Genomic DNA, 12185 nt, shown 5'->3' on the forward strand with positions numbered 1-12185 from the left:
TCGACTTTGAGCAAGACCTACATCGATTTAAGTATGAAGGAATGTTAGACGAAAACATTCAGGTTTACAGTGCCGTTGTCCATTCCGTTTGCTTAGAAAGAGAAATCAAAGTGGCAATGTTGATTTGTAATCGAGGTGGCAAAGCAGCACGGATAATGTTGTTTTCGACTGATACTGAATTAGATGCGATGACTTTGATTACTTATTACAAAGCTCGTTTTCAAATTGAATTTGTGTTTCGAGATGCGAAACAATTTACTGGGCTAATGGATTGCCAAGCCCGCAAGAAAGAAGCAATACATACCCATATTAACGCATCATTCACAGCCTTAAATGTACTGAAATTTGAAGATGCAATGAGCAAAGAATGTCACTCTGAATCTGTAATATCGATAGCGAGTTGGAGACGACGTAAGTTCAATCAATACTTGATGAAAATCATTTTTGATAAGTTAGATATCGACCCGAGTAGCGAAAAAGTATCTCAGGCCATAAGCGAGCTGGAAGAGTTCGGGGTTATTGCGGCATAAAACTGTCCGCAGTATTGTATTAACAAAATCACGAAAATTATTGGCTTGTGGCCCCTGTAATAAAATATTGATACCCTTCAGGCTGCTCACCTTTTTTAGGTCTACCTGAACGTTGATATTTCGCCTTTTTAACGATTGTTGTTTCAATAAGTTCACACCACTTAAGCGTGGACTCAAATGCAGATAAGGCTTTTTGAGCGTCAAGTTCACAAGCAAACCCTTGATTCATCAGTTTACTCAGCTGTTTTTGCTCTTTTGATGTATGCTTCGTGATGTTTCTTTCAAGCGTTGCTTGTTGCTGCTTAGCATCTTGCTCACTCTTAACAATTAGCCATTGCTGTGGAACACCTGCATAGTGGCTGGTTGCCCAGCTGCCGTGGTAGCCGTTACCTAATTCTTCCATTTCACTCAGTTGGGCTTGTTCGATGTGAGACTTAGCTTCTTTTAATGTTTGCGGTACTCGGGTGACAAAGAGCCTGCCTCTATCATGAAGCGTTTTAATCGTTTCTTCCGTATATAGAGCGGCGTCCCCAATCAGGTATCGACTTTGCGCTGCGGCTTTGAGACTGTCAATGTGCTCTCTACTCAGTTTGAGGAAAGCTTTTTGGTCGTTGGTATTACCGCTCAGAGCCTGCATATAGATAGGAATACCAGCTTGGTTTTCACTAATCATCTCAAGCACAACCTGATTAAGCTCTGGACGATGATCTCGGCTGTACCCTTTGACAAGTTCGATACACGTAGGCGCATCATTTTCATTATCACGCTTTGTTTCATACTTACCATCTACGTGAAAGCTGGTGATATCAAGGTGTACTGCTGTGGGTTTGATATTTAAGTGTTCTAGGACACGCTCAGCCATCACTTGATACAAAGCCGAAACGTTGGAGTCGTATCAGGCATCTAAACATCGCCCTAAGACGTCATCGGTTAAGTGTTCAGGTAGTACACCTTGACCGATTAAACGCTCTGTTGGCTTGCTTTTGAAATACTCCGAGAACATGTGAAGCGTGCCACTGTGAAAACCCAGCCCATTCAATATCATGGCAACGAGAGCTTGACCGTGAGTGACGTTACAATCCGCTTGCTTAGGGATAACGGCATCGATCATTTCTGCGATTTTTAAATCTTTGCAAAGGGCTGCAACTAATCCAAGGTGATCAATGTTTTTTATGCTGTAGCTTGGGCTTGGCATTTTCTTCTCCCAAAAAACAGTAATAGATCAAAAACGGGGATCGGCGTCAAGAATTTTTTATTATTTATTTCGGTGCGGAATCACGGATTGATTAAAAATATTCTTGATTGAGAATTAGTTAACGTCCTAACTCTATTGAGAAAAGCTTTGCCTGAACCTTCAGAATTTGAGTTAATTGAGCAACAGTTGAAAGATCTTGAGAAAAAGAAACAAAAACTGCTCACTCGAAAAGCAGCGCTTTTATCTCAAACTTCAAATCAGCCTTCGCTTAACTCAAGACAAAAAGTTGAATTATGGCTCTTAAACAAAGCCCATGGAATCAGTGAGTAAATGCTCCTCGCATTTGTAATTCAACCTACAGCTACCAATTTATTAGAAAAACGGGTTATAAGAACCAAATATTGCTAGTGAATTTACTCGCCAGCATTTCTAACTATACAGTGGTGGTTTCTATCAGCTTAATTCATGAATTAAGCTGATTTGCAATATAGTGAACTCCAGCCTACTGAGTAGAGTTCACATTTATCAACTAATTTAAACAAGATTGCGCTTGTTTCCACCCCACTAATGCAAACTCTAGAGCGCGGCTATAGTCATACCCTTCAGACATAGGGTGAGTCTCTAAGACTAAGTATCTCGCTTTAGGGGTTATAACTTTTGAGTTGGTTTTATCTTGTTTCCATAATGGCTGACTGTGCTCATTAGTCTCAATCAACGCAGTATGGAAATTAACCTCATTGGTATTAACTCCTTCAGAATCGTCCAATGATTTAAACCAACGAACAGACTTAAAACCTGTATGATGAATAGCTTTTCCGTCTTTAAGACGCGCAGACCATTTACGATACTTGGTCCAAATTTGCTCGATCCTCAGTTGTTCATAGTTTTCACCCAAGTCTAGATAAGCCAAACGACCTTGGTTTTGATCGCTATAAAAGAACACATCTTTATCAGTCACATCTGTATCTAAGCCAATAACAGAGTGTGATTCATTGTCATACATCAAAGTATGCTGAGTATCAATGGCGTTAGAAAATGGGAAGAACTTATCTCTAAATTGCCCTGCTTTCTCGATAGGTAAAATTTCTAATTTTGATGGCTTTTGACAAGATACAATCAAACCTTTATTTGAATAAGCTCCCGTTGTGACAAAGTTATCGATAAATTTATCTTTTTGATTTCCATAAGGTGATAAAACTTGTTGCCATTGTTTCTGACTTGAGTCTTCTTCAGGTGAGAGACCTTCACAACCGTTGGGGGTGATACACTGATAAAAAACACCGCCGATATTGTCTGTAGAAGAATGAAAAGGTACTTCTTTTTGTGTCATTACGACCTGATTGTAAGGATAACTAACTAAGTTACCAGAAGTTTCCACTGAAACACCATAGAGTTTTGTATAAACTTCGATATTTATCGCCCCAGAAAACTTACCCAAAGGCGTAAAAAAATCGTTTATTTTAGTAAACTGAATTTCATCAACAGAGCTAAGTCGTTGGTTGTTTTTGCCTGAAATCTTACCTCTTACTGAGGTTCCATTATCATTTGGAAGATACTCAATTAACCCATTGCCGTTTTCATCACTTTGCCATTGCTCATTAACAAATTCGATAGTGGCATCAAAGTTATGTGTACTGTGTAAATACTTTGGCTTACTCATATTCGGATAAATTAAATCTCTAGCAAATGATTGAGTGCGCCAAATGTTATTTTCGAAACGATAAGTCGGAATGTGCGCATAATCATCAAAGACATCAGGGGCTGTGTGCGCAGGTTTGATGTAGCTACCTAAAAAGCGTGTACCAGAAAAATAATTTTCTTTGATTAATACGCCATCACCAACTTTTGGGACACCAACACGGTTGTCGGCAATAAATAGCAAGGTATTTCCTGCACCAATTACGACGTTATTATAAAATTCGGTATTGCCAGTTCTATGATCGATTTGTACGGTACTGTCTTGGAATGCCTGAAAAGGAGCACGCCATTTGGTGCCTGATGGGCCAAATACATTGTTATGGATTTTGTTTTGTCCGGTCAGCTGCCCCATTTGAATTGCTTCAGCGCCTGTTCGAACAATTCGATTATTCCAAATACGAATGTTATTAATGGCGTGTTGATATTCAGTCTTTGAAGTACTACCCAAATAGATCCCTTCACCCACACTATCATGAATATAGTTATCATGAATCTTAATGTTATGCATGGTAAAAGCCGTATTATCTAAAGGGACACCACCGGGATTTCTTCGTTCAGTTTTGATATGCATACCAGCGAACCCTGCTCGGGCAATTTCAATGTATTCAATTTCAAAATCTGACGCAGGTTTTGTATCCAACACAGTTCCGTGTATTTCTCTAGTGGTATAACCTTCAACCCCCAACGCATTGCGATTTTTTACGAATTTCCCATCGATATAGAATCCATACTTACCTTGCGTATTACTGTAGTTTTGGATCTTACCAGGGAAGTGCCCTGGATAGTTTACTAAATCTCCTTTACCACTGAGCTTCCAATTGACTCCTCCTTGAATGCTAAGCGAAAAATAGTAACTCCCACCAATTCGAACTTGAGTGTTAGTTAAGTTGGTATTATTTTCAAAATTGGATTTACTCAAACCGTTAGTGATCAAAAGAGGCTTGGAAGCTAACGAAGCTGCTACGGGATTCGATATTTTTAACTCTTCCGCTAACCGTTTTCTTGACTCTGTGATATTCGATAAAATCAGAGAAATATAATTGTATTCACCGTTAATTGTTTCATCTTTAATTTCTTGCCTTGGTGCAATAATGATTTCATTTACACCTCCCCAACAGATTGATGGGTGATTAAATTTTTCGTAAATGTGCGCTTTACCATCACCACCAATTCGAAAAATGCCATTTTCTGGCGTTAGACAATCTTGAGATTCCATTGCAATGGCTGACTCAGAATAAAGAGAAAAAGCTGTTGTAAGGGTAAGAGCGACCAATTGATAAAGATTTTGTCTATTCATTAATTTATACCAAATAAGGGGTAAGGATAAAAAAGCCACTCCAAAACTGCTAGAGTGGCTACAAGCCCTATGACTATGCTTATTTATGACAAAGGCAACAGCTGACCATCATGAAGATCAGGGAAATCAATATCCGCAAGAGGATGATTAATCTTCACATCCTGTGGCTTGACGAAACCTTTCTCACCTATATTGAGCGTGATTTCATCAAACTTTTCTCCATCAAGTAAAATGTGAAGTGTGACATCGCCAAACAACGCTTGTTCACGTAAGTAATCGGTTGGGTGAGAACCAACAGGGATGCTGAGTTTAATTCTGCCTTGTGCCCAATTCGCTTTTTCGCGAACGGTGATTTCGTTAATCAGGCCACCTTTTTCAAACTCATTCCACTCATAACCCATCCAAGGTTTGCCATTTTGCTCAGCTGCGATTGCCAGCTCAAATTTTTCTAAACTGCCACACTTATCCAATAAACGCACTGCTGGATAATAAACATCAAGATCCCAAGATTGATTATTTAAAATGACATTCGCGTAATCATCTCTCGGTGTTCTAATGGTGTAATACTGTTTCACGCTATTTTGCAGATCATTTGAAACGGTTTTAACTACCTCAAAGGGATAGTTGAAGACTTCTTCATCATAAATAGAAATGGATAGTTGATATTGACCTTCCTCTAGATCACCAATATAGCCACCATCAGATAAAGCCATTCCTGTACGCTGTGATTTAATCGCTTCACTGCCCACTTCAGATGTCCAGCTGATAAAACGATTTATCAATTTATCACCTTGCATTATTCGAATTCGTAGCGCATCCCAGTTGTACTGAATTTGACGACCTGATTGCGTCAGCCTTGGCAAAAACCATGCGTAAACGTGGCTGAGTGTTACTGTGCCTGATTTGCCATTGACATGAAATCTTGGCTCACTGAATCGAGTTTGTTCGTTATTACGGGTGCTGGATTTATCCACCGCAAACCATTCTGCTTGAACATCTTTTAACGAATGCATGGCAGCTGCGGCGTTTGCTTTGGTTTTATCTAGGCTTAGGTAATGCACACGCATTTTATGTAAGTCACAATCTTCACGGCGCCAGTTAGCATTACTTTCACCTTGAATCATTTCCAATGGGTAATGTTTTTCTGCATAAGCATGGGATGGAAAGGCAAAGCTGACTTCACGCCATAACCCATCAGAGATACGCTGCAGCACCCCATAGGCTGTTTTGGTTCTGAACTGAAAATAGTCAGTATTTTTGTCTTTGTTTTCTAAAAGATAAACAGGCTCATAAATGATTTTATCGGTCTCGTTTAACGCAAACGCATTGTTTGGATCCATTGGGTCTCGATAAGCAGCCGCTTCTTTTTTCGCGCGCTGTTCACGCTCGTCCATGTTGAATTCTTCGTAGAAATTGTTAAATAAGCGAATTGCAGCTTTAAAGCCATCTTTTTTAATTTCATCAATGGCACTTTTCACCTTTGACTTAAGTTGGTCAGTTTCACTCTGTGGCTGGCTCGCCGTTACTGAATGACGTTGACCCGTAAACCCTTCGCTTGAGTTATTACGCATCATTTCGATTTCAAACGCAGGGTCGTCTGCCTGTACTGGGGCAGCGTAATATTTTCCAGTGTCGATCATGGGTGATTTTCCTAAAATGAACAATAAGTCACGACTTGTCATATTCAGGTGAATATTGTTAACTCGTGTGATTAATATCTTGAAAAAGCAGAATATGTTCTGCTTTTTGAATAAGAGGTTGATAAAAGCCACAGCACCCTTGCTTGCTGCACTGTGACTTTTCCTATCAAAAATTGAATTTATCGAGCGGGTAACTCATTCATATCAACTTGAGTTTTATACAGCTTAAACCAATTATCACCGTCTTTAGAACGCCAGATGTCATTGTATTCAATGTTTTCGTTGGTACTCGGATCATACTGCCCTCTACCACCTATGACCCAAATGTTGCCTTGGTAGCCGATAGTTGCCACGCCGTAGCGAGGACCAAAGGGAACCTCAGTTGCAACGGTGGTCGCAGTGAATGTATTATCGCTATTGAGCGCCAATTTATAAATTTTGTCAGATGCATTTGATGTACTAGCAGAGTATCCGCCAATAATATAAATAGCGTCGTCACCAGCTATGGTACTCGTATGAAATGTTGGCAATGAAACACCAGAAGCCTCTACCTGTACTCTCTCCCATGTATCAGAAGTAGCCGATTTCCTCCAAACATTTGTTGAGCTGACATTGCCTTGAATGCCTCCGAAAATGTACATCTGATTATTTAAAACAGTAATGGTGTGGTGACTGATATTAGGCAAGTTACTGCTGTGCTTGGTCCAATTAATGCCGTCCTCAGAAGAGTACACATCATTGGTACGATTTCGTGAGTGAATACCACCAATCACCCAAATCTTATTTTGATAAACAATAACACGATGCACGCTTCGCTTTACGACTGCCTCGTTATTTGCATTCGCATGATTATCCCAATCTCTACCATCATTAGAACTTTGAAGCGCAGAGGTACTACTATTCCCTCCAATTGCCCATAGCTTGCCTTTAAAGCTCACTACTTGCGAATAATCCAAGCTATTGGCTTTATTGCTGTCAGTAGGTGCTAACCGACTCCATGTGCCATCTTTGTTCAAGCTCCAGCTTTCATCGACTCGACCCTGATAAGCAAGTCCATCCGAAAGGATTAACTTGCCATTTAATACATTCAGGCTGGCACCATATCTTGGGGCAAATTCACCATTTGTGGTGTGATGCTTCCAAGTTTTATCTTCAATATTGGTCGATAAAATTTCATTATGAACAGATTGACTACTAATTCTTTCGCCCGCAATCGACCAGATTTTTCCTTTGAACGACAAAATATTGTTTAATCGTCTTGGAGCAAAGGTTGGCGTATTTTCAGCCACAGAGTCGTTAACGTGATGCCACGTATATTGTTGTGTACTGGCGTTCTTTTTCGCGTAATACTTGCGGCCTTCTTTATCAATAACCCATAACTGATTTTGCTCAATCACAAAATGCGGTGATGTCACGTTACTCGGCAGCGAGGTTTTGCTCCAAACAGCATTACTGTCTGAACTTGATGTTGAGTAGGCATCTTTACCAGCAATAAGCCACAACCTGTCATCAAAAACTTCTAAATCAAAGTCAAAACTTGAGTCTAATGGCGCTGTAGATGTATTTCTTGTCCATTGCTTACCATCAACCGTGCTCCACAAGCGTGCACTGTCAGCATCAGGTCCATAACCACCAAGCAGTATTAACTTGCCGTTAAATGAAACCATTTTAGACAGGAATCGACCTTTAGGTGGATTGGTGCCTTCAACTTTTTGCCAGTTTATGCCATCCTCACTGACCAATAACTCGTTCGAGTATATGATTTGCTTACCTTCTCGATAAGTACCACCAAACACCCACAGTTTGCCGTTATGCTCTGTAACTGCCGCCGCTTGACGTTTTGTAAAAGCCTTTGACTCATCAAGCTGTTTCACCTGAGACCAAACAGTGCCATCTTCTGAGTGCCAAACTTCATTATGACCATCATTCCCTTTGCGTCCACCAAACATCCACAGTTTGTTTTTGAAAACCGCTGAAGCCGTGTGTAGCATTCTTTGTGGGAATTTAGCGGTAATAACCGTCTTGCCGACCTTATTGCCTTTAGCAATGGTTACCCATGCATCTTGACCTTGTTCGGCGTTGTCATCGATAAATTCAGAATCATCAATTTCTTTGCTGTAGAGATTTTCACAGTCGGTGCCTTCTAGGGCATCACAATTATTGGTTGCACTGTAAAATTGCTTGCCATCCGCATCAAGGATTTTCATCGGCGTATTTTGCTCACCAATCAGGGCAATGATTTTTGGGTTTTTCGCTTCAGTAACGGTTAAGTCATATTCTGCACTGGCAGATGAATAGGTATCGTCAGCAGCAATGGTGACCTTAATTTTGGTGGAACCCACCTTCAGCATGGTGACGGTGCCTTCTTGGTCAACTGTCGCAACTTCTTCATCTTGTGAGGTAAAGGTTAATGCGCCAGTACCATCAGCCGTTGTTTGGTTTTTAACTTTGTCACCCACTTCAGCTTGCATTTCATTTTCATCAAACGCGATGGTTTGGGTAAGTAATTTGTCTGAAATTTGTAATGCTTCAGAACTAACACTCACGCCTTCGTTCTTACCAGCAGCCGCTTTTGGCGTTACCGAAAATACAATTGATTTACCACGGTTAGCTGGCGTGATTTGATAGGTTTTATCACTACCGACTAGCTTGCCGTCAATCGTCCAAGCATATTGGCTGTCTTTTTCAGCATCGTTTTCGTTGTCTGAATAGGTGTACGTACCTGATAGCATGTCTTTAATTAGGACTTCACCACCGTTAACGTCGGTAATGGAAACCGAGGTTGCAACGGGTGATTCGTTTTCTGGTAATGGAATCGCAAGTGCAGCTGACTTAACCGCTTCGGCTTCATTTTTACCTGCAGCAGCTTTAGGCGTTACCTCAAAGACAATAGATTTACCTAAATCTTTATCTTGAATGCTGTAGTTTTTCTCTGTACCTACAACTTCTCCGTTTATGATCCAGCGATAGGCACTGTCTTTTTCAGCATCATTTTCTTGATCAGAATAAGTGTAATTTCCAACCAGTTTATCGCCGAGTGCAACAGAATCACCATTTTCATCGACAATTTTTACATCAGCTGCAGTAGGAGAATTGTTTTCAGGCGCTGGAGAGTTAGAGGCTTGCACGGCTTGCGCTTTGACCGGTTTGCCTGTCGCTATACCAGTAGCAGCTTTTGGTGTGACTTCAAAATAGATTTTTTTACCTTGGTCTTCGGCTTTTACCTTATAATTTTTTTCAGTGCTAACCGTCTTCCCATCAATAATCCACTTGAAAGTAGTGCCTTGTTCTTTATCTTGTTCTTTATCAAAAAAGGTGTAAGATCCCTGAAGTAAGTCACCCACAACAACTGACCCGCCATTTTGATCTTTGGCTACTACATTTCGTGCAACAGGTGCTGTGTTTGCGGTTGGTTGATCGGGCGTACTGGGCGATGGCGAAGAAGATTTATCTGCCCCACCACATGCTGACAGCATTCCAACTGAGCAGGCAATTAATATTTTTTTCATAATCAAATAATTCCGTTAAAAAAAGACTGTTTTTTGAACTCGTCAAAAAACAGTCCAGAAGGAGTGATAGGGAAATCACTAAATAACGGGGTGAAATTTACTCAATAAACAAGCGGTCTTGTACCCCTATGTTTAGGGGGTTGCGGTTTATTATGGACGGTGATAATTTTCGAAAAAACCTAAGTGTGTAAAAACTCTAAACTAATTTATGTTTGATCAATATTAGGCTGTAAAAATGAATTCATTACCGATAAAAGATGACATGTTTATCTTAGGAATGCTCTCGAACATTCATAATGATCCCAAAGGATGGGAGAAATTAATGGAGGCTTTACGCTCACAATTCAACCTTAATTCCTGTAATTTAATTGTGACGAATAACACTTCGTTTGCCATTCGATTTCAAGTGGGGGCTGGTTGGTTTCCAGATGACGAAATGGCAAGTTTATATGTGAATGAATATGCGCAACAAGATCCTATTTTAATAAAATTACAAACTTCAGAAATTGGTAAAGTATATGCGACTAATTTAGTGCATGAAGAAATCAATGTATATGATACAGACTATTACTTGAAGTGGGCAAAACCACAAGGGATTATTGAAGGCGCAGCTGCGTATTTGTCTGTCGATAAAGACTGGAGTACAGCTTTACTTACGAATCGAAAAGAAGAACAGGGTAAATATACTTTGCAAGAAGTGGAACGTTTGAATGCTTTATTGCCTTATATCGACGATGCACTAAAAAAATCTTTTGTCATTGCTCAAGATACAATTTCAAACTTAAGATTGAAATCCGTTGTTAATCAATATCGTTTACCTGTCGCTATTTTAAATGAGTATGGTGAAGTTACAGCTTTAAATAAAATGATGCAGCTATATATAAATGATAAAAAAACATTAAAAATCAAAGAAAACACTTTACATTTTAACGACAAAGAAAAAGATAAAAAACTATCTCTTTCAATTTTGAGCTCTTCTAAAAGAATTGCAGGTGTTGATATTGTTGTCGATGAGGGAAGCAGGTTTATATTGAATGACAATGAAACGTTAGCGTTTGAAGAACTTATCGAACATGATGGTGAAAAAGATATTTTTTTAGGTACTTTTGTTTATATTGTATCGCAAAATTATGTCTCTGTGGTTGATAAAAAACAATTACATCACATTTTCTCATTAACACCAGCAGAAACAGATGTATGTAGTTTTATTGTTGAAGGGAAAAGACCAAAAGAAATTGCGCTTATTCTGGATAAATCAATATATACGGTAAGAGAACAGATAAATAATATTTATGCAAAAACAGGATGCAATTCGCAAATATCACTGATAAATTTTTTATCTAGCATTCCAGCTTTTAACTTCAACAAAAATTGTTAATATCATTTACTCATAGACTGAACCTTAAGAGTTAAAGTTTTGAATAATATTACTCAATTCACTGTTTCCTTTGGATTTTCTTTGTTGAGACCTCGTGGCATTTTTTTGTAAATAACTAAATGCCCATTCCAGCCTTTCTTCAAGTTCAAAATAAGCTCTATCCACAACAGCTTGTAATACGGGAATAAACCAAATATCAACGTTCATTGCCGCTTTAAAGAAAGAGATTTTTTCTACAGCCTTGGTTGCTATGGCCCTTTTTAGTACAAGTGTCAGTAGGCTTGCCCATATTAATCCTTCTACAATTGGCTTTTTTAAGGTGTTAAATTTTCGAAGGTTATTGTGCGATTTCAGCTCCTTAAAAAGCAGCTCTATCTGCCATCGAACTCGATACAACATAGTGACTTCATCAGCGCTAAATTCTTCTCTAGATAAATTCGTTAACCAGAGCACGAACTTTTGTTCCGATGCAATCCAACGCCTTATTAATCGGCATTTATAACTGTCCCACTCAACATCAAAATCCATGATTTTTTGGCTATTCTGTTTTTGGGAAACCTCTTTTAGCTTTTTCCCTACAGGGCGCTTTAACTCTTTACCTTTACCGTTGAATGCTCGGAGAACTGTAGGGTTTAGATTAACCTTACCTTTAACGATGAAACTGGCGTTGTTCTTATCCAACTCAGCAAAATATGGCGTGCTAACATAACCAGAATCAGCAAGAAATAAACTGCCTGACAGTGTATGTGCTTGAGGCAAGTAATCATGCTCAGATACAGAGTCTGCATCAATGTCCATTCGAATAATTTTACGCTCAAAAATAGATAAACTGACATGACACTCAATTGCAGCAGGAGCATTTTTGGTAAAGCGACCTTTATATGTTTTAGCAAGTGCGGGAGGTAAGGTTAACGAGGAACCATCATGCAGAATAACCT

Annotated in this window: 9 protein-coding genes; 3 read left to right on the forward strand and 6 right to left on the reverse strand. The window is 39.3% G+C overall.

Annotated features, from left to right (window positions below; genetic code table 11):
- Positions 1-530: transposase (locus D5018_RS18845; protein WP_165905111.1), on the forward strand; the 530-nt coding region annotated here is incomplete at its 5' end.
- Between the two features lie 37 nt (positions 531-567).
- Here the strand turns inward: D5018_RS18845 and D5018_RS18850 are convergent.
- Both D5018_RS18850 and D5018_RS18855 read right to left on the reverse strand, forming a co-directional pair.
- Positions 568-1404 carry an IS1634 family transposase gene (locus tag D5018_RS18850; protein WP_279386892.1) on the reverse strand — a complete coding sequence of 279 codons (837 nt, stop codon included), beginning with the start codon at positions 1402-1404 and terminating at the stop codon, positions 568-570.
- A gap of 21 nt (positions 1405-1425) precedes the next feature.
- Positions 1426-1725: a DUF4277 domain-containing protein gene (locus tag D5018_RS18855; RefSeq protein ID WP_121840536.1), complete on the reverse strand. Its 300-nt coding sequence runs from the start codon at positions 1723-1725 to the stop codon at positions 1426-1428.
- 147 nt (positions 1726-1872) lie between these two features.
- Between D5018_RS18855 and D5018_RS18860 the strand changes: the two genes are divergently transcribed.
- Entirely contained in the window at positions 1873-2055 is a 183-nt protein-coding gene (locus D5018_RS18860) for a hypothetical protein (RefSeq protein WP_121840537.1), read from the forward strand.
- A gap of 199 nt (positions 2056-2254) precedes the next feature.
- On the opposite strand, the gene D5018_RS18865 is transcribed toward D5018_RS18860, so the two are convergent.
- The 3 genes from D5018_RS18865 to D5018_RS18875 form a co-directional block, all read right to left on the reverse strand.
- Positions 2255-4720 carry a hypothetical protein gene (locus D5018_RS18865; protein WP_121840538.1) on the reverse strand — a complete coding sequence of 822 codons (2466 nt, stop codon included), beginning with the start codon at positions 4718-4720 and terminating at the stop codon, positions 2255-2257.
- Positions 4721-4803: 83 nt separating this feature from the next.
- Positions 4804-6360, reverse strand: coding sequence for a hypothetical protein (locus D5018_RS18870; RefSeq protein ID WP_121840539.1), 1557 nt, complete (start codon positions 6358-6360; stop codon positions 4804-4806).
- Between the two features lie 179 nt (positions 6361-6539).
- Positions 6540-9869: a Kelch repeat-containing protein gene (locus tag D5018_RS18875; protein ID WP_121840540.1), complete on the reverse strand. Its 3330-nt coding sequence runs from the start codon at positions 9867-9869 to the stop codon at positions 6540-6542.
- Positions 9870-10104: 235 nt separating this feature from the next.
- Here D5018_RS18875 and D5018_RS18880 point away from each other — a divergent pair, with 235 nt between their 5' ends.
- Complete coding sequence (locus D5018_RS18880; protein ID WP_121840541.1) at positions 10105-11247, forward strand: helix-turn-helix transcriptional regulator; 1143 nt, start codon at positions 10105-10107, stop codon at positions 11245-11247.
- Positions 11248-11271: 24 nt separating this feature from the next.
- Here the strand turns inward: D5018_RS18880 and D5018_RS18885 are convergent.
- A partial coding sequence (locus D5018_RS18885) for an IS4 family transposase (RefSeq protein WP_121840542.1) occupies positions 11272-12185 on the reverse strand: 914 nt, incomplete at its 5' end.

Source organism: Parashewanella curva, from assembly GCF_003675895.1.
Taxonomy (GTDB): domain Bacteria; phylum Pseudomonadota; class Gammaproteobacteria; order Enterobacterales; family Shewanellaceae; genus Parashewanella; species Parashewanella curva.

Bases quoted from the DNA above. Each gene is read 5' to 3' on its own strand.
- D5018_RS18855 (WP_121840536.1), bottom strand. From the start codon at position 1,725: ATGCCAAGCCCAAGCTACAGCATAAAAAACATTGATCACCTTGGATTA.
- D5018_RS18865 (WP_121840538.1), bottom strand. From the start codon at position 4,720: ATGAATAGACAAAATCTTTATCAATTGGTCGCTCTTACCCTTACAACA.
- D5018_RS18870 (WP_121840539.1), bottom strand. From the start codon at position 6,360: ATGATCGACACTGGAAAATATTACGCTGCCCCAGTACAGGCAGACGAC.
- D5018_RS18875 (WP_121840540.1), bottom strand. From the start codon at position 9,869: ATGAAAAAAATATTAATTGCCTGCTCAGTTGGAATGCTGTCAGCATGT.
- D5018_RS18880 (WP_121840541.1), top strand. From the start codon at position 10,105: ATGAATTCATTACCGATAAAAGATGACATGTTTATCTTAGGAATGCTC.